Origin of the sequence: Hymenobacter terricola, from assembly GCF_017921975.2 — a bacterium.
GTDB classification, from domain to species: Bacteria; Bacteroidota; Bacteroidia; order Cytophagales; family Hymenobacteraceae; genus Hymenobacter; species Hymenobacter terricola.
This window is the reverse complement of sequence record NZ_JAGEMO020000029.1, coordinates 1-24,781: the sequence shown is the minus strand read 5'-3', so window position 1 is coordinate 24,781 and position 24,781 is coordinate 1. Positions and strand designations below refer to the sequence as shown.

Here is a 24,781-nt window from a genome sequence, read left to right as displayed (position 1 = left end):
CAAAAAGGCCCTGCATTCTTGCAGGGCCTTTTTAACTTATAAAACCTATCCTTTAGCGTTGTCGGTCTGGGTCGACGTGGGGCTTGCCATTTTCCTGCTTCAAACTGCCAAGCAAGCTGACTAGCTTTCGGTGGCAGTCGGCGGGAAACGTCATCGAGCGGATAAGCGCCAGGTACTCATTACCGCCGTCGACGGCTATTAGGGAGGCCGGTGCCACGGGACCCAAGGCGGGCTGCAGTACGGCGGCGTAAGTGGTGGCCACCTCCTCGATGGCGCACGTGTCCACGGTGGGCACGTACATCCTCAGTTCGGTGACCTGGACCTTGCGGTTGGGAACGGGGTAACTCGCGTGGGCACCGGTGAGAGCGGCCACACAAAGCAGGCAGATGGAGGCCAGCACCATTAATAGTTTTCTCATGCTGTTGGGCAATTGGGTTGAGTTGAAAAAAATTGAACCCAAAGGTTTGCCGCCGGTAGCACCGAGAAAAAGGACAGAGTAAAATGTGTAGACTACAGCGCGACGAGTGCTATTTTTCTAGTACCGCGGTCGTAGTGAGCTAACCTAAATTTGATATGTGGTATCGAAGCAGACGCTGCTTCAGCTATTTTTTCCCGCTTTTTAGGGCTCGACAAGTGGCCGAACACTACTTCTTCGTAAGCTTCACTTGGTAGTTTCACAATTCGCTCTTCCCTACTTAAACCGGTGCCACTGAATTGCAGGGTTCGATACTCTTCCTCAAAAGCCCATTTTTGTGTTTTGACATAAAGCTGGGCACGCATTTGATAAGTCATATCATGCCATGGAGTAGGCATGATAACAGGCAACTGTGGTACATACACTACAGGCCCTGCCGACCCAAGAAATTCAAACAGAACCTCCATCCGAAACCCAACGGCAAATTCTCGGCTATTGCGAGAATATTTATGCCATAACTCAAGGTTTTCAGGATTTGCCGTCAAGCACAAAACCCCTAGCTGTTCGTTCAGCTCTGCATAATCCTTTCGCTTGTATTTTTCCAAATACTTACTATCACGAAGCAGACCCAGCCCAGCCCAGCGCACTGCGAATTCTAAATGTTGAGCATCCGTGAACTCAGAATTAACAGCGCGTGATTGATGGAGGTATAATTCAATAATTTGTTCGTCTGTTAAGATGTCGTACCGGATAGGATTTCGACAGTCTAATTGGTCTTCAAATGTTGAGGGTGGTGCTAAAAAGACTTCTCTATCAGTGAGAATCGTTCGATGATATAAGTTTTCCCAGTTCCTATATTTGTACAAAATTTTAGGAGCACTAGCGCCATGAATAATTATTTCTTCTCGTTCAGCGTTCATTAAAGTTTGATTGGTTGTTTGAGGTATTTATTCACAGTACCAAGAGACAATCCAATAGCATCGGCAATTTTCCGCTGGCTAGAGCCTTCGGCACTAAGCCGCTTCACTTCCGCCACGACGTCGCCAGCAGTGGCCCGCCGGCCATGCACGTACTCATCTCCTGCAGCTGCGACCTCAGCGCGCTTGCGGGCCTGGCCTAGCCGCACATTCTCCGAGTGGCGCTGATTACGGTAACCAGCTGCCCAGGCAATAATCGATTTGAAGAGGCTGGCCATGGGGCCGGTGGTGTTCAGAGCCGGTTCGCAGTAGCTCCAGAAGCTCACCCCCGCCTGCTCCAGGGCGGCCGTGTGCTCAAACACCTTCTCGATGCCTTCGCTGCTGAAGCGGTCCAGGGCAAACACGCGCACCAAGTCGAAGCGCCGCTTGCCGGCATCCTTCATCATTTCCTGGAATGCCTTGCGGTTGGAACTACCACCCGACTTCTCGTCGACGTACTCTTTATATATGGTGTCGCCGGCGCGCTCGGCCTCCCGGCGCAGGAGCACCAGCTGGTTCTCGGGGTTCTGGTCTTTATCGCTGGTCGATACACGGGCATACAGTGCTACTCTCATTTATCAAGCTTGAGATACGACATGATAACACGGTAGAAAACATCCAATTGCTTCAGTTCAACCTCTCCTACTGCACTATTGTGTCCAATTAATAAGCGCACGGCGTATAACTCTTCAAGCATTGAGGTAAACCAATGCTCATTCTTACCCGGAAAGTGTTGAGCGAACACATCCCAATTAGCCTTAATAATGTCGGCTAGTTCAATGAAGTCGCAATAGTATACGTCCGAATTCCCTCGAACCGGCAGGTATTTACGAGTAGCTTCTACCTGTTTCCGAGCATCAATTTTCGTCTGCACTCTACCTGGAACCGTTAAGATTCTACCTACTGCCACCTGCGCAATAAACTCTCTAATAGAATTTTCAATGCAGAATAGGTACACAAAGCAATCAGCTCCCTCTTTGCCTTTTTGCTGGATATCAAGTGGCAGCGTGCCAAGCTTAGATAGGTCTGTTGAAGCAACTACCTCCGTAAATGGGTCACGCTGTACTGTTACGAATTCAGTAAGTAGCTCTGTAAAGGACTCCCTTATAAAGCGCTCCCGCTCTTTATAACCTGCTGTCCCACTATTTAATCCTTGCATCTCTTGGCGAACCTCTCTGAGATTGGTGCAAGCCAGAATAAACGTTGGTAGTCGCTTCTTCTGCTCCGCATCAGCCAAAAGTTCACGCCGAATAGCTGCATAATCCGGGTCATCAAATACAATTGAGTTTCCTTCTCGGGCTGCTGATACTGTAATGACTTTTAACCGTTCAATTCTTTCTAGTGAAACCGGCATAGTAGGGAATGGATTATGCCCCAAACTTACTGTTCAAATTAGATTTCTTTTTTGAACACTTTTGGCTACCCACGTAAAAGCCCCGAAAACGTAGATTTTCGGGGCTTTTTTTCAGGGAGTAATTTGAACACCGGCTTTATGCCCGAATCGCCGAATCGTGCTTCACCTGCTTCAGCGTGTTGAGCCCCTTCTCCACCTCCTGTAAATTCTGCTGCACCGTCAGCTCGCGCTGCCAGGTGTGCACGTCGGCCAGCTGCTGGGTCAGCTCGCGCAGGGCGGCCAGCATCTGGGTCTGCACGGCGTAGGCCAGGTCGCCATCGGTTTCCGGCACCGGGTTGGGCACCGGCAGCGTCGACACCGGGCCGCTGGTGGCGCCGCCATCGGCGAAGCCCCGGAGCCGGCGGGCCTCCAGCCAGTTTTCCACGGCCGCCACTTCCGGGTCCTTGCGCATCCACGCCGGCACCACGTACTCGTCCTGGTGCACGATGCCGGCCACGGCAAAGCCCGAGTCGTCGATGAGCTTGCCGTTGCTGCCCACGCGCATGCCCGACATTTCCATTAGCTGGCCCATGGGCGAAACGACCGTGCCGCCCGGCGCCGCGGCCTGGCCCCCCAGCAGCATGCCGGCGCCGGTGCGGCCGCCTTTGGCAAAGCTGAACTCCTGCAGCTGCGAGAGGGCATAGCCCGTCCGGGCGACGGCGACGGCAGTTTGAATGCCGGCCAGGACGGTGCCAAATAGGCCGGCCGTCAGGGCATTTTCCGGTTGCTCGGCCGAGTACTCCCATATGGCCGCCACTTCCTGCACGCCCTGGATAATGATTTTCGCGCCGGCCAGGGCTGTGTATAAGTTATGGTGCTTTTTGCGGGCCTCCTCGTCCTTAAATAAAATATCGATGGTGGTCTGCACCACGTCGCCGGCGACGGAGAGGCCCAGCTTCTCAATGGCCGCCTTTTCCTGCTGCAGCTTCTTCTTCTCGGCCAGGCTGGAGGCGTTGTAATCCTTGTCCAGCTTCTCGATGTCCTTGTACGTTTTGCGGTACGCGGCACTCTGCTTGCCCCCGTACTGCTCAGCCAGCAGCAATTCGGCCTGCAACGAGGCCTTCTTGCTGTCATAAATGGCCTTGTCCCGCGCCTGGGCTGAAATCAGGGCCTTCTCGAAGTTATCCTGGAACACGGCCTCCCGCTCTACCTCGTTGGCTTCCTCGTCGGCCAGCTCCTGCTCAAAGGTCTTTTTCTGGTCGTCATCGGCCTCCTTCTGGTACTTGGCCGCCAATTCCTGCAGCTTGCGCTCCCGCTCCTCGTTGATGGCCAGCAGCTGCGCGGTCTGCTCGGCCACCGAGCCCACCACGAGCTGGCCCTTGCGCTTGGCGTCGAGGTTGATTTGAGCAATTTCCCGCTCCCGCTTGTCGGCAATGGCCGCGATGCGGGCATCCTCCAGGTGCTGCTCCACCTCGGCCCAGTGCTTGAGGGCCGTGAGCCGCTCCTGGTCGGCCGCGTCCTGGAGTTTTTTGAGTTTGGCCAGGTCCGCTTTTTTCTCCTTTTCTGATTTGCCAGCGGCGGCCTCATCGCCCATTTTAAATTTATCCCAGTCGTACTTCTTCTCTTCCGGAGCATCGGGCGCATCGGGCTTGCGCACGATTTTGTTGTTTTTATTTGCCTCGTAGCCCTTGGCAAATGCGGCGGCCGCTTTGTTGCCGGCTTCGAGGGCTAAGTCAGCCGTGGCACCCAGCGCCGATTTAAAGCCGGCGGCAATCTTGTTCTTGTCGAGGGTAAAAATACCGATGATAATATCCCCTACGCCGCCCAAAATCTTGATGGCGTCGTCTTTAATCGTGGTAAACAGCGTCACAATCACGGCTCCCAAGCCGCCCAGAATCCCGCGCAGCAGTTCGCTTTTATTATACCACTCGATAAAGAGGTCAACGACTCCCTTAGCCGCCCGCAGCATGGTGCGAAGGGGTATTAACATCAAGGTGAGGGTCGTTTTCAACACACTCACCACCATGGCAGCCGTGTCGGTCTTGTCATTGAACAAGCCCAAGCCCTCCAACACATCCCCGATTTCGCGGTAATAATTGATAAATTCCTGGCCAATCGACGAGAGCATGTCTACCAGTGGAGAGGCGAGCTTAAGCACGCGGCCCAGCCAATCACTGAACATATTGAGCACTTCGCTCACTTTGCCCCCGACTGTTTCTTTGAATTCATTGAAAGCCATTTGAAGCGTGGCAACTCCCCCGCCCGCCTTCCGCGCTGCCTCGGCCGAGCCCCCGAATTCCTTGTTCAGCTCCGCGAGGATGAGCTTCTGCGCGCCGGCCGTGTTGCCGGCTTTTTGCATCGCGGTAATCTGCTCTTTCTGCTGCTCCGTGAAAGTCACGCCCACCCGGGTGAGCGCCTTCAGGCCGTTCATCGGGTCGTTGAGGGCCTTGCCCACCTGCACGCTGGCCCCCTTCAAATCCGCCGGGCCGTCGCCGCCCATCTTGGTGGCCAGGTCCTGAATGGCGGGAATCGCCTGCTCAAACACCCCCTTTTTGATGTTGGTGAAGGTGAGCAGCATCGCGCTGGCCCGGTTGGTTTCGTCGTCGTCGAAGAGCGTGACCTTGGCCCGCTCCGTGCCGATTTTCTGAATCTCGGCCGCCGTGAGCCCGGCCGCGTGGGCTGTGCTTTTCAGGGTAGCCTCCAGGTCGGCCCCGGATTTGGCACTCTGCAGGAACTCCTCGCGCGAACTGGAGAGAAACCCGAAGATTTGCTGCACCACGCCCAGGATGCCGCCGCCGGTGAAGATGGCAAACGCATTGGCGAAAGCCTGCTTCATCACGCCCGCGCCCTGGCTCACGCCCGTCAGCTCGGTTTTCACGTCGGCAATCTTGCCCTTCAGTCCCTGGTAGTCCGCCACCAGCTTTTTTCGGCCGGGGTCGTCGCCCGACATCTTCTGAAACTGGCTGTAGAGCACGGCCGCGGCCGCGTTCATTTCCTTCAGGCTGGCAAAGGCCTTCTGGCCGTTGACGATAATCTCGACCGTTCTCTCTTCTTTTGGCTGTCCCACGGGTCTACTGCACTTAACTTAAAAGGTAATTTCCACGGCCTGCTCGGGCAGGGCCGCACTGGCCGAGGCCACGAGCAAACTGCCCGTCAAATCGCTCACCAGCACGCCCAGCCGGTGGATTTCGTTGGCCGACTGCTTGGCGTACCAGCGCTTGGCCTTGCGCACGTGGCGGTGCAGGTGCCCCTTCTCGTTGCGGAAGCGGCGGTACTCGGCACCTTGCGCTTTGGTCACGCCGGCGCCCATGCCCCGGCCCACGCCCTGGTCGACGTACAGGCCCTGCATGGCGTACACCAGGCGCATCTTCAACTCGTTTTCGCGGTTGCCCAGAATGGCGCCCTGGAAGCTGTTGTACAGCTCCCCGGTCTGGCCGATTTTGAGCCGGCGCAGGTTGGCCCGGTAGCGCTCGATGCTGATGTCGAGCCATTTTTCGCCCAGGGCCCGCTGCTCGGCCACCAGGGTTTGGGTGAGGTCACTCATAATAGTTCGCGGTAGGTCACGGTGGCTTGGCGCAGGCGCCGGTCGGCGCTCAGGCTGAGGGTAATTTTCTCCCAGAAGTGCAGGTGCTCGTCCACCCGCTCGGCCGTGCCGGGGTCGAGGGCCAGCAGGTCGGCCACCCGGAACTGGGTGAGGTACTCGCTGGCCACGGCCCGGCTGCGGAAGTCGAGCCAGGGCTGGTGCCACGCCTGGTACAGGCCCTTGGGGCCGGCCCAGCTCAGGGCATAGTTGCCCACCGACGTGCCGGCCAGGTTCTCGGCCTCGCGGCTGGCCAGCGGGTAGGCGTGGCCCTGCGAATCGGGCTGCAGGCCCCGGTAAAGGAGCAGCCGCAGCCCGATTCGGCTTTCGTCGTCCGGCAGGCTGGCGCCCTTGGCCTCCAGCGCCGGCAGCAGCCAGGTGCGGCCCGCCACCAGCTCGTCGACGGCGCGCACCTGGTGCAGGCTGCCGGCCAGGCTCTCGAGGAGTTCGCCGCCGGCGCCCACGCGCAGCTGCTGCCAGCCCACGTCGAGCGTTTTGTCCAGCTCGTCCTCCGTATCCGGGGCCAGCCGCAGCAAAAAGCCGTTCGTGTCGTTGGGCGTGCTCTTTTGCTTCGTGCCCACGCGGTCCACGTAGCCGGCGCGGGCGGCAGCGGCCACGTCGCGCAGGGCCGTGATGCGCAACTCGCGCCGCACCGGATTAAAGCCGTAGCCCAGGCAAAAGGCGTTCTGCGTGCCCAGCAGCAGCGCGCCCACGCTGATGGTCGGCACGTGCTGGCTGAGCACCACGTCGGTGGCCGCCGCATCGAGCACGCGGTCGGAGTAGAGCACCACCTGCTGAATCTCCGGGTCATCGACCCAGGGCCCGGTGATGGTCCAGCCAAAGTGGCCCAGCACTTTTCGCAGCACCGGCACCAGGTAGGGCAGCGGGGCCAGCGGGTACCCCGCTCCGACGGGGAAGGCCCCGTTCACATAATAGTTGAGCACGTGGCTCAGGTAGGCCGGGTTCTTGTCGTCGAAAAAAGCCGCGTTGCGCACCGGGGCCAGCACGTAGGCCGGGCTTAGGTTGGTGCGCACCAGCGGCACGGTGCCCAGGTCCAGGTCCGAAATCAGCACATCGCGGATGTCGGTGGCCAGGTCGGCCGCGTCGGCCACGAAGGTGTAGCTGAAGGTGCGGGCCTTGGTATTAGCCGCCAGGTACACCAGCTTGCCCACCCGGTAGAGCACGCCGTCGACGTAGAGCTGGGCACCGACCGGCGGCGGCCCGCCCGGCCCCCGGTAGCGGTCGGGAAAGTTTAACGCCACCAGGTTCGGCTTGCTCCAGGGCACGTCGATGGGCAGCGTGGTGGTGCCGGGAATGGCATCGGTCTGAAAGTAAGGGTTCGAGACGTCAAGGCTCAGGGTGAGGCCCGGCAGGTCCAGGTCGCCGGCGGCGGTGGCAAGGCGAATCATGGCTGCGCCCCCTCTCCCCCGCTGATGGGCACCACCGGCCGGCCGGCCGCCGACACGGGCAGGCGCGGCGCGAACTGCCGCTGCCGGGGCAGCCAGAATTCGAATTCCAGCACGGGCAGCGCCTCGGCCTCGTCGGCCACGGGCACGGTCTGGGGCTTGAGCTTGCCGGGCCAGTACTGGCCGCCGCGCTGCAGCACCACGCGCCGGCTCAGGGCCAGGTCCTGGGCGGCCAGCAGCTGCTCGCGCCGGAGCGGGCCGCTGCTCACGGCCAGCACCGGCTGGCCTACTTTCTCCAGCACCTGCACGTCGCCGAGCAGCGCGTCGTAGCCGGCGGGCAGGGCCCGGTCGGCGGCTTCCTCCTTCACGTCGAGCGTGCGCTTGGCCTGGCCCCGGCAGGCGAAGGTGCTCACCCCGCCCAGGCTGTTGGCATACAGGAAAAACCGCTGCTGCTCCTCGGGTACGTAGCTGGTGTCGAGCAGGTAGCGGCGCACCTCGCTCACCGGCACGCCGGCGGCATCGGTCACGTACACGTCCCAGCCCACCACGGCGGCGCCCAGGGTGAGGCCCAGCTGCGCGAAGCCCGCCGGCAGGCAGTACACTTCGTAGCGGGCCGCGCCGGTGCGCGTTTCCTGCACCCGCTCCTGGGTCGAGCCGTCGGCGTAGCGCAGGCGCACGCGCTGCTGAAACGTGTCCAGGGCAAAGGAATTGACCATGAAGTACAGGTATTCGGGCTGGGCCGGCAGCACGCGCTTGTCGTTGGGCTCCCAGGTCAGAAAGGGCTGGGCCCCGGCCTGGTAGGAGCCGAACCAGGTGCCGGCCGCCGCCTCGAAGAAGTCCAGCCCGCCCTGCACCACGAAGTGCTGGGCCTGGGTCGAGAAGGCCGCGCTGGTCACGGCCGGCTCGCCGAAGCGCTCGGTGTAGCGCAGGTAAAACCGCCGAAACAGGGCATCGGCGCGGGAAATCGTGTGCTGATTGAGGTCGGGCAGGTGCTCGGCCACGTAGGCGTCGAGCAGGGCCTGCACCTCGAAGGTGGTGCGCCCGGCGCGGTCGGCCGGCTGCTCGCTGGCCGCGCCCACCTGCACGAAGGCGCCGCTGAGGTAGGCCGGCTCCACATACACCTCGCAGAGAAACGAGAGGTTGGGCTTGGTGGTCGGGTCCAGGCGGTAAGCGGGCCCCGCGTCGAGGGCCAGGGCAATGGCGTTCTTGCTCCAGTAAAAGCGGTAGGGCTCCACCACTACACTCACCTGGCGGCTGGCGCCCACCGCGTCCGTCACGGTGCACGTGTACGTGCCCACGGCCAGGCCGGTGCGGGTGGGCGTGGTGAGGCCGTCGTTCCAGGCGTAGGCGTAGGGCGCCCGGCCACCGCTCACCACCAGCGCCACCACGTTGCCCGTGGTGGTGAGCAGCACGTCGAGCCGGGCGTCCTGGCCCACCACGGCGGTCACCTGCGTCGAGGCCCCGCTGGTGTCGCGCACGGTGCAGGCGTACGCGCCGGCCGGCAGCGCCGTGCGGCTGGCCGTGGCCGGCCCGCCGTCGCCCCAGGTGTAGCCGTACACCCCATCGGTGCCGTTGCTGGCCACCAGGTCGATGCGGCCGGTGGCCGTTCCGAAAATGCCCGCCGGGGTGATGGTTTGGGCCACCTGCACCGGCCGGATGGTGTTTTCCAGCGTCGGAAACCAGCTAAAGCCGGTGCTGCCGTTCGTGTACACCTGCCGGCAGACGGGCAACTGGAAGTCCAGGGCCGCGTCGTAGGCCGTGGCCACGAGCAAACAGCCGGCCGTTTCGAACGAGGCCAGGCCGAAGCCCATCACGGGGGTGAGCACGTAGGCCGTGGTGCCGCCCTGGGCCAGCAGAAACTGCTGCACGGCGTACATGAACGACTGCACGGTGAAGCGCTGGAGCGCATCTTGACCTGCATTGGCTGTGGTCGTGATTTGAAACTGGTTGGGCGTGCCGGTGGGCACGCTGGTGCCCGAGCCCAGGTAGCCCGTAAACCGCCGGTAGGCCCCCAACAGCCACACGTCAATCCAGGCCCCGTCCGTGAGGTTGGCCTGGGTCACAAAGAGGGTTTGTCTTGCTAAACGTTCGCCGGCCATTAGGAAGTAAATTTGTCGGGGTTGAAGGTCAGGTCCTCGGTGGCCGGCGAGGCGTAGGTAAAGCTGTAGCGGCAGCCGTAGAAGTTATCGCCCACCGGCCCCACGCACTCGCCCATAATGTCATTGGCAGTGATGCGAAGGGGTACTTCCCGTCCGCGCAGGGCACGAATGAACGCGCCCAGGAGGTCCTCGCCAATCCGCTCACAGTCGTCAATGGCCTGGTCCCGGCCATCGAAATCATCGGTCTTGGTGAGCTTGAGCACCAAAAAGGCCCCGCGGTGAATGCGGGCGTAGTAATCGCCATCGTTGTCGGTATAATCGGCCTCGTAATTCTCCAGCACCAGGCAGGCCAGGCCACCGGCCAGCTTGATGCGGTTCTTGAGCCCGTTCTGAAACTCGCTCAGGTCGAGCTGCCGCTGGATGGGGTCGCTGCTGAGCAGGATGCGCAGGAAGCGGGTGCCCCCGTCCTGGCCGTGGCGGATGTCGACGTGGCGCGTGGCCAGGTCGCGGAAAAGCTGGGTGTATTCGAGGTGGCGCATGAGTTAGGCGGTGGTGCGGGATTGTTCCTTGGCCCGGCGCTCCAGTTCTTTGGCGCGGCGGGCGTCGGCCTCCATTTTGGCCAGGATGGTGCGGGCCGGCTGGCGGGCCGTGTCGTCGAGCGGCCCGAAGGCGCCGCCGCTCAGCTCGAGCAGCACCTGGCCCCAGCTGGTGGTGGCGGTGCCGGCCTCCTCAGCCGGCGTGAACACCAGCGGAAAGTGCTCCGTGAGCTCGTCGCGGCAGCCCCGGTACCAGGTGAGCACGGCCAGCTTCTCGGCTTCGGGCAGGCCGGCCAGCTGCGCGGCCCGCCGGGCCACCAGGTGCTCGTTGAATTCCTCGCGGCGGTCGCCGCCGTAGTCGGCCGCGTGGGGCCGGTAGCCCCGGCGCTGCGGCCGGTAAAGCACCGCCAGCAGTTTATCCAGCGCGCCGGCGTCCTGCCGGGTGGCGTAGGCCACGAAATAGCCATCGGCAAACACAAACTCCCCAAAGCGCAGGTTGCGCAGGCTCGCCCGCGGGCCCCACCACTTGCGCGGCAGCGGCCGGCGCCAGGTGCGCGGGCGCCGCACCCAGGGCAGGAGCTGGGCCGTGAGGCCGATGCTTTCGCTGAGCAGGAAATCCGTCATCCACACCAGCTGAGTCATTTGCACCGGCGTCAGGCGAAAGGCAAAGAAGGCCGGCGAGAGGCCCAGCAGGAAGCAGAGCAGCCGCAGCTGCAGCGCGACCACGTCGCGCGCCGGCTCGTAGAGCAGCGGCACGAGCTGCAGCAGCCGGGCGCGGGAAAAGTCGTTCCAGGTAGCTTCGACCTTGCGGTGGCGGCCGTTAATAAAGACTTCGTGCATGAGGAGCGGGATTGGGAAATCAAAGCTCCTGCCCCCTGCCACCGATAAAAAGGACACGAAAAAGCCCCGCCGGTGGGGCGGGGCTTTCTTGCGAGACGCAACCAGGATAGTTGCCTAGCCGCTTCGTCTTCTCTCCTTTCGGGTTACTGGCTACTGGGGCGTAGGCCGTTCAGCCTGCTGCAAAACTATTACTACTTTTTCAAATCGCCCATCACCCCACGGCCCATGCGGTCGTCGACACGCTCTTTTTGCGCATCCAGGAATTGCTGCAGGCCGGCAATGGCCTTGTCCGCCTGGGCCGATGGAAATACCTCGTTCAGCTTCTGGTGGCGGTCGATGAGGGCCAGCACCAGCTGCTCGCTCAGGATGCCCGGCTTCATGGTGCCGTCCGTGTCCTTCTGCACGAAGTTCAGGTAGGCATAGTCGTTAACGTATTTAGTCTGCCCGTTTTCGAAGCCCGCCGACTTCTGCAGCAAGTAGGTATGCGCGCCACCGTACGTATCATCGTGCCTTACCGCAATGCTGCGCACTTCACTGGGATAGACGGTTGCATCCAGTTTTGGCCCAAACGCTTCCTGGGGCAGATGGACAATTTCCCAATCGGTAGCCAGCATATCAGCCTGATAAGGCTGCGCGCCGGCGAAGCCTTCCTCATTCCGGAGCTTGGCCACAATAAGCGGGCTGCCCTTAATGGAGTCCATGAACCAGTAACCTTTCCAGATGGCGCGCTTGACGCATTCGCCGGCTTTGAGTGCCTCCAGGGCTTGACCAAAATTCATAAAAGAGGGGGTTTGGAATTGGTGAGCCCAAAACTCCTCCCCCATTTCAGCCAGAAAAAGGACACCGAAACGGCCAAATCATGACAGCCTTTATATCAAAACCCCTATCTTTGAGCCACTGACCCGCGTGTGAGAAGCGCGGCTTGGTGATGAAAAAGAAAGGCCCCAGCGTGCTGGGGCCTTTTTGTTTTCTCTCAGAGGGCCCGGCTGCCCGCTAGACCGTGGCAAGTCGGGGAAATCGCTGCTAATACCAAGAATCCCTTCCGAGACACCTAGATACGGGTCATGCTCCCGCTCTACTCCCCGACCGTTTTCTGACGGCCGAGGTGCTCGGTAATTCGGTTTGACTTGGTATTAGCGGGGCGAAGATAGGGGCTCAGCGCTTTGGAAATGACAAAAAGGAGAACTGGCTCCGCAGCCAGGCCCATCCCACGGCGCCGACAATTGCCACGAGCACGAATACCCACCAGGGTACGCCGGCCTTCTTCGTCGTCGCGGTGGCCACCGCATCCGGAGCCGTGGCCGCCGCCCCGCCCTTCTGGCCGGCCTTGCGATTATCCGTCGACGTGCTCGTGGCCACCGCGCCCGGCGCCGTGGCCAGCGTGAAAGTCACCGACCCAGTGAACTTGTACTTGCCACGGGGCAATTGCCGCAGCAGCCGCGTCGTGGCAGTGGAATCAGGCAGGGCCATGGGCACTCGCCACTCCTCGCGGGCGCAGCTGCTGAGCAGCACCGCCATCGAGCCGAAAAACAGCACCACCAGCAACAGTACCAGCAGCCCCGCCCCTATTTCCTCCAGTATCGTTTTCCGGCGTCTCATCAGTAGTTAGGATTATCAACCACGTTGGCCACGGCGGCCACCATGCGCTTCAGGCGCCAGTTCACGTACACGCCCTCGCCTTCGCGCTGCAGCGCGCCACCGCCGCCGGTATTGCCCCCGATGGCCCGGCAGCTCGGCCCCGAGCCCCACACAATCAGCATTTCGACGTGGCAGATTTCGGCATGACCCCAGGTAAAGCCGAGCAAGTCGCCCGGCTGCGGTGGGCCCCGGCCGGCCAGCGGCTCGCCGTTGCGCCAGATGGTGTGGGCCGCATCGAACCACGCTTTGGCTTTGCCGAAGCGCGGCACCAGCAGCCCGGCCCGGCGCAGCTCAACGACTACCGTCCACGAGCACCAGGCGTCGCCGATGCGGCCGCCGGCTTCCCGAATGATTTTCTCAACGTCCGGGCCGCGGTTGAATCCGTGCTCCCGGATGCCGACAAGCTTGGTGGCTTCGGCAACGATGCGGGCGCGGAGGCCGGCACGGCCGTCATCGCCAGGCTGGCCATAAACGCAGCCAGGCAGAGCAAGAAAGCCAAGGAAAACAAGGAGTAGTTTAATCGGACGCATCGCAGTTTGAATTGAAATTCGGCCACTTTGCGCCGCTCGATGAGCTGCGCCAGCCGGTGGGGGTAAATGTTGTCTTCCTCGTAAAGTGGCGTGCGCAGCTCATCCGTGAGGTTTTCGTAGAGCTTGCCGTTCTTCTCCAGTGATTCGCCCTGGTACTCCTGAAAGCGGGGCAGGAATTTCTCGTACACGAAGAGCCCGCCGTGCAGCACGCCGCTGAAGAGCAGCGCGGCCAGGCCCAGGGCGTTGAGGATTTCAATGCCGAAGCTGCCGGCGGTGGGGTCCAGCACGCGCAGTACCGGCGGCAGCGCCACGAAAATGAAACCAGTGGCAAAGAGCCCGGCAGCAGCCCGGCGCAGGTAGTGGGGAATTTCCATAAATAATTGATTTATTGGCCAGCACGGTGCTGGCGGAAAAATTCAGTGATGTCCTTGTTGAGGTCGCGGTAAGTGGTTTTCACTTCCTGCAGGCCGGACTCGAGCGATTTGACGCTGCTGGAAAGGCCGGCCACGAGCACGTGCAGGTCGGCGTACTTCTTCACGATATCGGCCAGCGCACTCACCTCCCGGTCGGCACGGTCGAGGCGCGTTTCACAGGCAGTAATCCGCACCACGGCATCAGAAAACGCCTTTTCTTTCTTCTCCCGAGTGGTCTTGCTATCCTGAAAATAGTTGCGGGCAATGGTATAGATGCCCATCGCCCCCGCGATTTCCCAGCCCAGGCTGGGCATGTCGACGAAAGCCATGCTACATAAAGCCGTAAATGCGCCCGGCCACTTCCGTCCGCACCGTGGGGCGCGGGCCGCTGGGGTCCTGGTAAGCGGTGGAGGTGAAATAAGCAGCGTAGCGCGTGGCCGAGGCCGTGGTGTTGAGGTAGCTGCGCAGCCGGGTGAGGTACACCTGGCCATCGGCGGCGGCCTGTTGCACCTTCAGCCCCAGCAGCGAGTCGATGCTGGCGTCGGCTTCCTTTTGGTTGGAGTCGTCGAGTCGGTACACGTTCAGCTCGATGGCGTTGCCGTTGAGGCCCATGCCCAGCTCGGGCACGGCCTTGGCAATTACCAAGTGGGCCAGCGCGGGCCGGATGTACTGCTCGAGCACCAGCACGTTGTCGGCCGACAGGTCCCGGTCGAGGACCTGCTCCTTCAGCTCCAGGTAGAAATCCGTGCCCAGCACCGGCTCGATGGCAAAGCGCTCCATCTTCCGCAGCGTGGGCAGCAGCGCCAGGTAGGTCAGGCGCGAGTTGTTGATGCCGTAGAACTCCGTGAACTGCGCCGCCGTGTTGATAAAGAACTTGTGCGAGGCCGTGCCGGCGGCCGACGTGGCCCAGGCCGCGAAGGCCGGCACGTCGATGTTCTCGTCGAGGATGGCCAGTGCCCGCTCCAGGGCGTTGTAGCCCTTGCGCCGGAAGGCGGTCAGCAACTGGTTAATCTGCCACTGGAAGGCGGTTTTCTTGTCGCCGGTGGTGAGCAGGAACACGCCGGAGTCCGTCATCTGCACCTGCTGCATGGGCAGGTACTCGGCCGCCGCCAGGTTGGCCGAGGCGCAGAGCAACTCGTCGCGCAGCTCGCCCATGGGCCCGTCGAGCGCGGCCAGGTCGGCCGTGCTCAGCGCGCTGAGCTCGTTGAAAAGGGCCGGCCCCATCAGGGGCTTGAGGCGCTCGGACTCCACCAGCCGCACGTCGGGCGCAAAGCTGGCAAAATCCGAGTTGACGTTCACCACGACCTGGTCGCGGAATTGTTCGATGGTACGCAGGAGGGCCATGGGCTTACTTAGTTTCTTGCTGAGCGGGAGCCGAGGGCGTCTTTGCCGCCGCCTCGGTCATCACGTAGGGGTTCACGAAGCGCCACACCACGGGCTGGCCGTCGATGGTCTGGCCGTTGTAGCGGCTGGCGAAATTCAAGGGCTCCAGCACCAGGTCGAGCTTGAATTGGGCGGTGCTCACGAAGTTGGAAAACAGCACCCGCGGCTCCGAGCCGCCGCCGGCCCCGCCGCCCATGCCCTTGCCGGGCGAAATGCCCATCAGGCTGGGCGCAAAGCCGGTCGCGGTGAAGATGTGCGAGCTGGCCTCCTGGCTGTCCTCGATGTAAATGCCGTCCTTGAGCTTGTCGTCGATGGCCTCAATCGTGAAAGCGGCCACCTCCAGGCCCGTTTTCTTGTCGGTAATGGTGGTCGTCATCACCGTTTTGCCGGCGCCGTTGGTCCCGCTCATCACGTCGTCGAAGGCTTTGATTTCCGCCTCGAGCAGCGTCTTCTTTTCGTCGCGGGTGAGCGCGTCCCAGTCGCCGTACTTCCATTCCCAGTAGGCCGAGTGCACCGTGATGATGTACTTGACCGAGAGCTGGTTTTGAAACAGCATCTTCTTGAACTCAGGAATGGCGGCCGCCACCTCCAGCCAGCCCGAGCGGCGCACCGAGTTCCAGCTGGCCAGCTGGTACATCGACTTGTCCGACGAGGGCACGCTGATGGGGTAGATGAACTTGAAGCCCGACCGGCCCCGGAGCGCGTCGACCGCGTTGTAGTAGGGGTCGATGACCGGCACCGTGGTGGTATAGATGTCCTCCGGATTGCCGCCGTTGTCCCAGTTGGCGTTGATGTACACGTCGGTGAGCTGGCCGTTCTTGGGCTTGCGGTAGCGGCACCAGCAGGCCTCCTGGGCCGAAATGCCCACGATAGCGTTGCGGTCCTTGCTCAGAATCAACTCCGGGAAGGCATTGGAGAACGTGTTCACGTCGTGCAGGGCCTCGTAGGCGTAGCGGTTCAGGGCCGTGCCCTGCATCCAGGCCTCAATGGCAAGGTCGTAACCGCGCTTAAACACGAGGTTGTTGTCCTTATCCACGCCGGTAATGGTGCCGTACATGAGCCCGCCGCCGTACATGGTGTCGGTTTTCTTCTCGAAAATCGCCGGCAGCATGGTGCTCTTCTCGATGTCCTTAATGACGGCCTGCGGAAACAGGTTGTCGTCGCCCCAGGGCACGTAATCAAAGCCGCCCACCGTGCGCTTTTCCGGATTGGTGGGCTCAGCAGCCGCCTGGCTGCCAGCCGAGGCCTTGCCGCCACCGCTGGCCGCGCCCATGGCGCCAGGGGTGCGGTACACCGCGCCCGTTCCCGACGAGTAGGCATAGGTTGCCTCCCGGCTCACTGTAATCTTGCTCATATCACCTGCACTAATCTTCCCATGTAGAACGCCCCCTGGCGTTCCTACAGCACTACTTTTTGCCCGTTAAAGGCCAGCATCAACCAGATATGCAGCTTGCGCACCTGCGTGCTGCGGCCGACGACCAGGTTACGCGTGCCGTTCCGGTAGTGGGCCGGCATCAGACCCGGCTTCTCGGCCGGCACTGGCGCCACTGACTTCCCGCCGCGCCGCTCGTGCAGCTGCTTCGAGAGTCGGCAGTTTTCCCACTCCAAGTATTTGCCCCCGGTTTCCCGGTTCACGTCACACGTGACAAAGCGAACGGAGAACGGCTCGCCCGTTTCCATCACCTTCAGCACTTCTTCCAACCGCACGCTCTCGCCAATCATCGGGACGAAATTCGCGGGCCCGCTCAGGCAAAAAAAGGACAGCAAAATCGGCCGGCCGGCTCGGCAAAACCCCCAATCTCACGAGCAACTATCCTGGCACTATCAAAAAGGCTGTTTTTGCCTGATTTTGGATTACTTCCGTCTCATTTAGTCGTTGAACACCCCAACGCGCACTGTTACGGGTTGGCAATTGCCAGGGGCCTTTTTTTAGGATATACCCCGGCCATGGGCATAAAAAAGGCCGTTTCCTGCATGGAAACGGCCTTTTCAGATAATCATAGCAAATAAGTCACCTAAATAGTAGTCACGCAACTGGCAATTGCCATGGTAGGTAGTCGTTCCCTGCCATGGCAGGTAGCCTAGCTCGTGACCATGATGAGTCCATGGGGGTTGACCTGGCTGCGGCCCACGTGCTGGTCGATGCTGATGAAGTGCAGGTCGACCGTGTCGGTGAAGTGGGTGGCTTCCTGGCCAGGTATCGTCAGCTTCTTCTCACTGCTCTTGTCCTTGGCAATCTCCCCCCGACTATCCTGCCGGATGGGGGCCAGGCTCAGGGCGGTGAGCACATCCTTGCACTGCACCTTGTTGAAGCGAATCTTCAGCTGGCGCGGGTCTTCCTCCCCGAGCAGCTCGTGGGCCACCTGGTAGCGGCGCTGGTAGCTGGGAATGCGGCCCTGGTTGAAGTGGCGCACCCGCCAGCCGTGCGTACCCAGGCGCCCGGCAAACTGCTGGTTGTAGGTCAGGTCGGCGTCGGGCTTGCGGGCGTTGCCCCACTCGGTATCCTCGATGAAGTGGAATTCGCGCTTGATGTGGTGCTCGTAGTGCTTGGCGTACTGGTCGGCCAGGTCATTAATCAGCTTCGGGTGCTTCACGTACAGGCCCTTCAGGAAGCGGTACTCGCGCACGTCCTCGTGTATCTGGGCCGTGGTGAGGGTGCTGATTTTGCTGCCCCAGTCCACGGCGCCCCGGATGGGCAGATGACTACGACAGTCCCCGTCCATGCGACTGTCCTGCACCTTGAGTTTGCCCAGGTGGAAGTCCAGGCCTTCGATGTAGGCCAGGTTGGGGCACTCCTCGGCGTGGTGGGCCGCCAGGCGGGGGTAGAAGCCGGCCTCGACCGATTTGGGCCGCTGGTTGAGGATTTCAATCAGAAACACGAAATCCGACAGCTCGCGCCGCTGCTCTTCCAAATAAGGAATGCCGAGGTTGACGAGGTTGTCGAAAATGTTGGCCTCCGAGTAGAGCAGGCCGCGGGGCACTTCCTTGCCCTCCTTTTTGAGTTTTTTGGGGTTGGGGTAAAAGCACAGCTTGGCGCTCAGGCTCAGAATCTCCTCGTAAAGCTTCAGGCGCGTTTTCATCGAGCGGGAGTCGACGAATTCGAGTTGGAGCTTAATCATCGCGTCCCGGGTGGCCGAAAACGGGTTGCCGTCGCGGTCGTAGTAGGCCGAATCTTCCAGCAGCCACTTGCCCTGGTCGCCCCACGGCATCGAGGAGAAAATGAAGCGGCCGTGGTGCAACGGCGTATCCGGCCACACGCCCTTATTGCCCCGATTGGAGGCAATCACGTCGGTGCCGAGCTTATCGCGGTCGAGCAGCAGGCCTTCGTCGGCAATCCAGCCGTCCAGGTTCAGGCCCCGGCTGCTGGAGCCGTTGCCGTCCTGCGAAATGAGGTGAAAACCCGCTCCAGTATAAAAAATAATGAAATGGTCGTACTTCACCGGCCGCTGAAACGGCTCAGGCCAGTTCCAGGCCGCCGGCGGCTTGCGGCCAATAAAGTAGTGCACGTCCTTGAAGTAGCCGAGCCGCTCCAGGGCATCAATCGTGCTGGGCAGCGTCCGGGTCAGAATCTGGCCGTAGGTCGAGCCCACGATGCCCCAGCAGCTGCGGGGCATCTTCGTCACGATGAGGTGAATCAGCCAGGCGATGAGCGTGGACTTGCCCGTGGCCCGGCTCCACAGGCTCACCGCGCTGGCCAGCTTGCTGAGGATGAAGCGCAGCTGCGGCCGGTTAAACTGCAGCGGCTTGACGGAGGGGGCCTTAGTCATCACCTTCCTCCTCCCCGACTTCGGTGGCCTCGGTGAGCAGCAATTGCATGTCCACCAGGCTAAAATCACTGCCCTCCACCGCCTCCATCACCCGGGCGTAGGTATCAGCGTCCAGGCGGTCAGGATTGGTCATGTCGATGGCTTTGGGCGCGCCCGTGCCGCCCCCGATGTTCATCGTGAGGTAGTAATTCTTCTGGCCCAGCATTTCGGGCGTGAGGGCATTCGAATCGTCCTTGTCGAGGCCTTTGAGCAGGGCCATATTCTTGATGGCGCCGTTGGCGGCCTTCAAATCCGGATTGCCGAACTTGTCCTGTGCCTTCAGGGCCCGGCGGTACACGTTCATCGACATCTCGTAGAGGATGTGCTTGATGCCCTCCTTGTGGGTGCGGGTCACGTCGGCAAACACGGTCGTGGCGTCGCGGCACCGGCGGTAGCCCGTCGCGCGCGAAATGTGGTAGCGCGCCACGAGCAGCTTGACCGTCTTCTCCAGCGACTTGCCTTCCGTCAGATTAGCGTGCGCGAACACCAGCTGGCATTTCTGGTCGAATTCGGCCGCCGAAAGCTTTTCGTCGGGCTCGTCACTTTCGTCAAAAAACGAGGCGCGGATGCGGTCGAGGGCCGTTTCCGTGCCCGCGTCATAATTAGGGTTTTCTTCCATTGGGGATTCTCCTTCACAGTTTCAACTTCTCTTCCAGCAAGGCGATATCGGCCTCCACCGCCGCCAGGTCATCGGCGCGGTCGGAGCGTTTTTTGAGTTTGGAGCGCTGCGGCTTCAGGTTGGCCAGCAGTCGGCGTATCTCGCCGGCATCGGTGAGGGCGGCCAGGTCGGGGCCGGGCGTGGACAGGGCCTCCACCACGCGGCCAGCCGCCACGTCGTAGCTCAGCTGGAGGCGCTTCACGGTATCGAGCAGCTGCAGCGCGGCGGCGAGCCGTTCGGCCTCGGTGGGCAACAGTTCCAGGCTGGCGTGCAGGTAGTCGCGCTGGGCAAACAGGGCCCGGCGCTGCCGGCGCAATTCGTCGTCGGCTAAGGCCGGTTTTTCTGGCTCCGGAGCAGGAATGGTGGGTTTCTTGTCACCAATGATGGATTTCGCCCCATTCTCCTCGGCCACCAACTTGCCCAGCTCGCGTTCCAGCACCTCGCGGGTGTAGTCCGTGCACGTGCCCGCCACCAGGCGCTTGAGCACGCCGCTGCGCCCGTGCACCGCAAACAGGGCCACGCCGGCCGCGTAGTCGCGGCCCTCACTCTCCAACCACTCCCGAATCTCCTTCACGCTGCAAACCTGCCCCTGGCAATTGCCAATAAAAAGGACGAAAAAAAACGCACCAGGCCAGGCCTGATGCGTTTGCGGGAGCGTGTTCTTTTTCCCCTCTCTTCCCTTACGCTCCCGACTTCCGTTTGCCCTTCGGAGCAGCCGCCTCCGCCGCAGCGGCCGGTCCCCCGGCTTCCGTCGCCGGCACCACCGGCACCAGCCACTCGAAGCCACCGGGCAGCGCCACCAGCTCGTCGGCCTCGGCCAGCGTGAGCTGGGTCAGGTCAACTTCCCGGTCCAGGCGCGGCACGTACATGCGGGTGTGGCCCGAGTCGCTCAGGGCGTAGCGGACGGCCACTTCGGGCCGCAGGGCGTGGGCTGCCTGTGCCACGGCGCTAGGGCGTCACCACGCCGGTCAGGGCGTTGATTTTGGAACCATCGGGGCGCACGATGTCGCCCTCGTAGAACTGCAGGCCGTTCTGGTAGCCCTCCACCTTGTAGGTAAAGCCCCGGCGGCCGCCCGAGAGCTTGCCCGTGTCGAAGCTGCCGAGCACCTCCAGGCCGAGGCCCTTGCCGCCGAATTGCAGCCAGGTGCCGTCCGGGGTTTGCACCAGCACGATGCACGAGCGATTTTTGATGATGCGGTCAAACTCGGCCGCCACCTTCGTGTTGCCTGGGTTAAAGAATTCGCCGGCGACCTTTTTGCCGCGGCCGTCGCGCTCGCCCACCGGGTCAAGCTTGAACATGGCCGTGTCCTGGGTCGAGTAGACCTGGATAAAGCCCAGCGCCGCAAGGAAGGTGTGCGAGCCGTTGATGGTGACCGAGTCGCCAACAGCAGTGGTCGTTTTGAAGCCCTGGATGATGGCAAACGCATCCTCGGCCGCGATGAAAATATTGCCCTTCAGGCCGGGCGTGTTGTCCTTACCGCCCAGGCCGGGCAAATCAAATAAATCCATGGTATCGGGATTTAACGCGTGAAACAATAGGAAAAACGGGCGGGTGAGGCCCTACTTTTTGGCAGCGGCGGGTTTCTCCACCAGCTGCAGGAAGCCCGACTCGGAGCGCACCAACTGGGCCACCACGTCGGGGTTCTTGGTCAGCGACTCGGCCGTATGCACGTGGCCGTCGACGTTGAGCTGCTTGCCAATCACGCGGTACTGCTTCTTCTCGTGGGTCACGATGACCGCGTCGCCGCCCTTGGCATCGGCCTCGGCCAGCTTCGTGGTCTGCTCGGCAATGACGCCTTCTGCCTCCTCCAACTCCTGCTCCTGCGCAGCAATCGTCTGCTTTTGGGCGGCATTGGTTATTTTGAGGGCCTCGACGGCACCAAGCGCCTTGTCGCGCTCTTTGGTAACGGTGGCCAACTGCTTTTTCAATTGGGCCGGGGTGAGTTGCTGGGGAACGTCAGCGGCCGGCGTGGTGGTATCGGTGGTATCGGTGGTACCGGTGGTGATATCGGTGATATCGGTGGTACCGGTGGTATCGATAGTACCGGTGGTGGTATCTTCAGCCATGATGGATGGGCCTTAAAAACGAGTGGGTTGGAATTGACTACTACTGCCTGAACGGATGTTGGCCGGCAGCCTGCGATGAGGCTGCCGGCGCGTCGATGGTCGCTAGACCAGGTCCCGGTCGTTGGTGAAGACGACTTCGGGGATGAGGAAGCCCACGCCGCTCCACCAGTCGGAGAACATCTTAATCAGACGGTCCACGCTCTCGAGCTGCACGGCGTTCATGTTGGCCGTTTTCTTGCCCAGCTTGTAGAGATTCTCCTTGGGCGTGCACCAGAGCTTGTCCGAGCCAATCATCGACGGCAGGCCGATGAGGTCCACGTTGGTGAAGTTCACCGTGCCGGGGTTCGACTTGTAGTCCGTGTTGCGGCCGTACTTGGCCTCAATGCCGCGGTGGAAGCGGCGCTCCAGCGCCTGGCTCAGGCACAGCTGCATGTTCACCGACCAGTATTTCTCGTTGAACTTGTCGACAAAGGCTTCCACCTGCTCCACGAAGGTCTTTGGGTCGGTGCTCAGCGCGCCGGTGGCAATCGGCGTGATGCGGCCGGCCGTCACCTGGTCGTTGATGGCCTTGCGGATGCCGTTCATGGCGGTGCTAGGGGCACCGGCGGTACCCACGGCGGGCACAGTGTACACGCCCTTGTACACCTCGTTCAGCTCGTAGTCCTGCTTGGCCTGAGGCAGCAGCTGGGTTTCGATGAACCAGCGCACGAAGGGCCAGGTCTTGCGGTCGATGCCGTCGCCGGCCAAAAAGCCGAGCCAGGTGCCCTCCAAGTCGTCGGGGTATTCCTGGGTATCAATTTTCTGCTTGAACTGCTCGATGGCCACCGGCACCAGCTGGATTTCGCCGATGGGCGTCCAGGCCTTCTGGAAGGGCTGCAGCACGCGCTGCATGCGGGCCTGAGCGGCGCGGTACACCGTCTCATCCGTCAGGAAGGGCGTGCACACCGAGTCGGTGGTCGAGTTGGCCAGCAGCATCTTCACGATGCGGGACACGTTCTGGCCGCCGTTGATGTAGTAGGCCCCGAATTCGGTTTTGATGTCGGTAATATTCACGACGAGGTTGCTAAAAAATGGAAAATAAAACGGCTGCCGGCGGTCGGGGCCGGTAGCGAAAAAAGCTTAGTTGAAGAGCGGGTTGTTGTCCAGGCCCTGGTTGTGGGCCAGACCGTCGATGGTGGCCTGGTTTTCGTCCTTGCCTTCCTCCGTCACGTCGCCCTTGAGTTTGGTGGCGGTGGTGCCCAGCTCACCGGGCTGGCTGCCGAACTCGGCGGCCGTTTTCACCGCGGCATCGCGCTGGGCCACGAGGGCCGCCACGGAATCGACGCCGGCGGCCTTCAGCGCGTCGGTGGTGGCACTGATGGAAGCCTCCATGCCGTTGAAGGTGCTGGCCCCGATGAGGGCCGCACCGGTGATGCCTTTCTCCTCCAACTCGTCGTTGGCGGCCGAGACCAGGGCTTCCGTAACAGCAGCGCCTTCGAGGCCTGCCAGAGCCGCTAGGGCCGTAAATTTGTTCTTTCCGAACATGGTATTAGTAGGTAAAGTGGTGGCATTGGGGTCCTCGTCGACGTCGTTTTCGTCGTCGTCGTGCAGGGTATCGGCATCCTCCGGGTTGCCGGGGTCTGTCTCAACTTCTTCTTCCACGGCCTCGCCCGTGGGCGGCGCGCTGGCCAGCTCCAGGGCGCGGGTCACCGCGTAGCTGAAGTCGCCTTTCTCATCGGCCAGGCCGTTGGCAATCGCCGCGTCGGCGAAGAACATGTCGCCAATCAGGGCCACGTCTTTCAGCTTTTTGCCCCGGCCCGAGCGCACGGCCGCCACCATCATGTCCCGCAGCGGCGTGAGCACGTTGGCGATGTAGGGCTTGTGGTTGCCGGCCAGCAGCTGGTAGAAGTCCTCGTTCTTGCGCTCCGAGCCCGTGGCCCGCAGCGTGTGGAAGTTGACGCCCATCTTTTCCAGCACGGGCTGGTAGTCGACGAGCGAGGCCATCACGCCAATGGAGCCCACCGAGCAGCTCACGTTGTTGAGCACGATGAGGTCGGCGCCCGAGGCGGCCGAGTAGGCGGCCGAGGCAATCATGCCATCCGAGTACACCACGACGGGCTTATTGAGGCCCGCAATAATGGTGTTAAACTCAATCATGCCGTCCACGGCCCCGCCACCCGAATCGATGTCGAGCACGATGGCGGCGATGTTCTCGTGCTGGTCGGCTTCCTGCAGCTGGCGGCCGAGGCTGGCCGTGCCGGCCGTGTCCTCGCACAGGCCCCACTGGTCGGCCTTCATCATCACGCCCTTGATTTCAACGACTGCTACGCTGCCCGGCTGGGCGTCGTCGTAGCTCTTGTTGCGCCGGCGCACGGCCACTTGGGGGTGCGCGGCGGCCAGGTTGGCTTTGCCCACCCCCTCGGGGTTGAGCAGGGCCACGAGCACCGAGGGCTCCGGCCGCGTGGTGGGCGTCGCGTCACTGGCCAGGCCTTCGCCATTGAGCAGCTGCGCCACGCGGGGCAGGTAGCCCATCACGGTTTGGTGCTCGACCGCGAACGGTCCTTTGAGAATGGCGGAAAGCAGGTGGTTGACGCGCATCGGGTTGGGCAGAATTCGCTACAAAGCTGCCGGCCCCCGAAACCGATAAAAAGGACACGAAAAAGCCCCGCCGGGTGGGCGGGGCTTATGGTTTCAGCGGCGGCTGGCCTGCCAGGCTACTCGTGCCAGGCCAGCCAGCAGCACCAGGCACAGCGCCGGCATGCACCAGGCCGGCAGCACGACTATCATGCGAAGCGGCCCATCGCGTCGGCCTGGGCGATGTGCTGGCGAATCAGCTCCTCGATGTCAATCGGAGAATAGCGGCGCAGCAGGCCGAAAAAATCGCCTTGCAGCATGGCCGGCCCCGGTATGGCGTTGGCGGCGGCCAGCCAATCCTCCGTACTCTGCACAGGAGTGCGGATTAGCAGAATTTCGCCCGTGGCGGGGTTTACCACGGTGTTGTTATCGGCGACCAGCGTCTTTTGGCGGCGTAAAAACCCCTCGGCGGTCAGTTCCGGCCCGTAGCCGTCGCCGTCGGCGGCGGCGGCGTACATGGTAATTTCCACGTCGATGTAGGCCGCGCACAGGCCGGCCTCGTCCTGGC

27 protein-coding genes are annotated in these 24,781 nt (G+C 61.8%); all 27 read right to left on the bottom strand.

The window, feature by feature from the left end; all coding sequences use genetic code 11:
* Positions 1 to 52 precede the first annotated feature (52 nt).
* On the bottom strand, positions 53 to 418 hold the full coding sequence (locus J4G38_RS18400; RefSeq protein WP_210519880.1) for a hypothetical protein: 366 nt from the start codon (positions 416 to 418) through the stop codon (positions 53 to 55).
* Between the two features lie 92 nt (positions 419 to 510).
* Positions 511 to 1,335 carry a hypothetical protein gene (locus J4G38_RS18395; protein ID WP_210519882.1) on the bottom strand — a complete coding sequence of 275 codons (825 nt, stop codon included), beginning with the start codon at positions 1,333 to 1,335 and terminating at the stop codon, positions 511 to 513.
* On the bottom strand, positions 1,335 to 1,946 hold the full coding sequence (locus J4G38_RS18390) for a recombinase family protein (protein WP_226163544.1): 612 nt from the start codon (positions 1,944 to 1,946) through the stop codon (positions 1,335 to 1,337). The genes J4G38_RS18395 and J4G38_RS18390 overlap by 1 nt, the downstream gene beginning before the upstream one ends.
* A complete protein-coding gene (locus J4G38_RS18385) occupies positions 1,943 to 2,725 on the bottom strand; it encodes a hypothetical protein (protein ID WP_210519884.1) in 783 nt (260 codons plus the stop codon). Before J4G38_RS18385 ends, J4G38_RS18390 begins: the two co-directional genes overlap by 4 nt.
* A gap of 136 nt (positions 2,726 to 2,861) precedes the next feature.
* Positions 2,862 to 5,771, bottom strand: coding sequence for a hypothetical protein (locus J4G38_RS18380; protein ID WP_210519885.1), 2,910 nt, complete (start codon positions 5,769 to 5,771; stop codon positions 2,862 to 2,864).
* A gap of 18 nt (positions 5,772 to 5,789) precedes the next feature.
* A complete protein-coding gene (locus J4G38_RS18375) occupies positions 5,790 to 6,248 on the bottom strand; it encodes a hypothetical protein (RefSeq protein ID WP_210519886.1) in 459 nt (152 codons plus the stop codon).
* Positions 6,245 to 7,693, bottom strand: coding sequence for a hypothetical protein (locus J4G38_RS18370; protein WP_210519887.1), 1,449 nt, complete (start codon positions 7,691 to 7,693; stop codon positions 6,245 to 6,247). The genes J4G38_RS18375 and J4G38_RS18370 overlap by 4 nt, the downstream gene beginning before the upstream one ends.
* Positions 7,690 to 9,789, bottom strand: coding sequence for a hypothetical protein (locus J4G38_RS18365; RefSeq protein ID WP_210519888.1), 2,100 nt, complete (start codon positions 9,787 to 9,789; stop codon positions 7,690 to 7,692). The genes J4G38_RS18370 and J4G38_RS18365 overlap by 4 nt, the downstream gene beginning before the upstream one ends.
* Positions 9,789 to 10,328, bottom strand: coding sequence for a hypothetical protein (locus tag J4G38_RS18360; RefSeq protein ID WP_210519889.1), 540 nt, complete (start codon positions 10,326 to 10,328; stop codon positions 9,789 to 9,791). Before J4G38_RS18360 ends, J4G38_RS18365 begins: the two co-directional genes overlap by 1 nt.
* A gap of 3 nt (positions 10,329 to 10,331) precedes the next feature.
* Positions 10,332 to 11,165 carry a hypothetical protein gene (locus J4G38_RS18355; protein ID WP_210519890.1) on the bottom strand — a complete coding sequence of 278 codons (834 nt, stop codon included), beginning with the start codon at positions 11,163 to 11,165 and terminating at the stop codon, positions 10,332 to 10,334.
* 191 nt (positions 11,166 to 11,356) lie between these two features.
* The gene (locus tag J4G38_RS18350) at positions 11,357 to 11,944 is read right to left on the bottom strand and encodes a Thoeris anti-defense Tad2 family protein (RefSeq protein WP_210519892.1); all 588 of its coding nucleotides are present in this window, start codon (positions 11,942 to 11,944) and stop codon (positions 11,357 to 11,359) included.
* Positions 11,945 to 12,320: 376 nt separating this feature from the next.
* Positions 12,321 to 12,764 carry a hypothetical protein gene (locus tag J4G38_RS18345; RefSeq protein ID WP_210519893.1) on the bottom strand — a complete coding sequence of 148 codons (444 nt, stop codon included), beginning with the start codon at positions 12,762 to 12,764 and terminating at the stop codon, positions 12,321 to 12,323.
* On the bottom strand, positions 12,764 to 13,072 hold the full coding sequence (locus tag J4G38_RS18340; protein WP_210519895.1) for a hypothetical protein: 309 nt from the start codon (positions 13,070 to 13,072) through the stop codon (positions 12,764 to 12,766). Before J4G38_RS18340 ends, J4G38_RS18345 begins: the two co-directional genes overlap by 1 nt.
* Positions 13,073 to 13,101: 29 nt before the next feature.
* Complete coding sequence (locus tag J4G38_RS18335) at positions 13,102 to 13,707, bottom strand: hypothetical protein (protein ID WP_210519897.1); 606 nt, start codon at positions 13,705 to 13,707, stop codon at positions 13,102 to 13,104.
* A gap of 11 nt (positions 13,708 to 13,718) precedes the next feature.
* Positions 13,719 to 14,075 (bottom strand): hypothetical protein, encoded by a 357-nt coding sequence (locus J4G38_RS18330; protein WP_210519899.1) that lies wholly within the window; start codon positions 14,073 to 14,075, stop codon positions 13,719 to 13,721.
* A 1-nt stretch (position 14,076) separates the two neighbouring features.
* Entirely contained in the window at positions 14,077 to 15,090 is a 1,014-nt protein-coding gene (locus J4G38_RS18325) for a DUF6712 family protein (RefSeq protein WP_210519901.1), read from the bottom strand.
* A 4-nt stretch (positions 15,091 to 15,094) separates the two neighbouring features.
* Positions 15,095 to 16,483, bottom strand: a complete 1,389-nt coding sequence (locus J4G38_RS18320; RefSeq protein ID WP_210519903.1) for a hypothetical protein — start codon at positions 16,481 to 16,483, stop codon at positions 15,095 to 15,097.
* A gap of 44 nt (positions 16,484 to 16,527) precedes the next feature.
* Positions 16,528 to 16,851 (bottom strand): hypothetical protein, encoded by a 324-nt coding sequence (locus tag J4G38_RS18315; RefSeq protein WP_210519905.1) that lies wholly within the window; start codon positions 16,849 to 16,851, stop codon positions 16,528 to 16,530.
* Between the two features lie 359 nt (positions 16,852 to 17,210).
* Positions 17,211 to 18,896, bottom strand: a complete 1,686-nt coding sequence (locus J4G38_RS18310; RefSeq protein ID WP_210519907.1) for a hypothetical protein — start codon at positions 18,894 to 18,896, stop codon at positions 17,211 to 17,213.
* Positions 18,889 to 19,554, bottom strand: a complete 666-nt coding sequence (locus J4G38_RS18305) for a hypothetical protein (protein WP_210519909.1) — start codon at positions 19,552 to 19,554, stop codon at positions 18,889 to 18,891. The genes J4G38_RS18310 and J4G38_RS18305 overlap by 8 nt, the downstream gene beginning before the upstream one ends.
* A gap of 13 nt (positions 19,555 to 19,567) precedes the next feature.
* Positions 19,568 to 20,167, bottom strand: coding sequence for a hypothetical protein (locus J4G38_RS18300; protein WP_210519910.1), 600 nt, complete (start codon positions 20,165 to 20,167; stop codon positions 19,568 to 19,570).
* Between the two features lie 106 nt (positions 20,168 to 20,273).
* A complete protein-coding gene (locus J4G38_RS18295; RefSeq protein WP_210519912.1) occupies positions 20,274 to 20,537 on the bottom strand; it encodes a hypothetical protein in 264 nt (87 codons plus the stop codon).
* A gap of 4 nt (positions 20,538 to 20,541) precedes the next feature.
* A complete protein-coding gene (locus tag J4G38_RS18290) occupies positions 20,542 to 21,102 on the bottom strand; it encodes a hypothetical protein (RefSeq protein WP_210519913.1) in 561 nt (186 codons plus the stop codon).
* A gap of 51 nt (positions 21,103 to 21,153) precedes the next feature.
* Complete coding sequence (locus J4G38_RS18285; RefSeq protein ID WP_210519915.1) at positions 21,154 to 21,660, bottom strand: hypothetical protein; 507 nt, start codon at positions 21,658 to 21,660, stop codon at positions 21,154 to 21,156.
* Between the two features lie 102 nt (positions 21,661 to 21,762).
* Complete coding sequence (locus J4G38_RS18280) at positions 21,763 to 22,713, bottom strand: hypothetical protein (protein WP_210519917.1); 951 nt, start codon at positions 22,711 to 22,713, stop codon at positions 21,763 to 21,765.
* A gap of 66 nt (positions 22,714 to 22,779) precedes the next feature.
* Positions 22,780 to 24,237, bottom strand: a complete 1,458-nt coding sequence (locus J4G38_RS18275; RefSeq protein ID WP_210519918.1) for a S49 family peptidase — start codon at positions 24,235 to 24,237, stop codon at positions 22,780 to 22,782.
* A 185-nt stretch (positions 24,238 to 24,422) separates the two neighbouring features.
* The coding region (locus J4G38_RS18270; protein ID WP_226163543.1) for a hypothetical protein at positions 24,423 to 24,781 on the bottom strand (359 nt) is incomplete at its 5' end.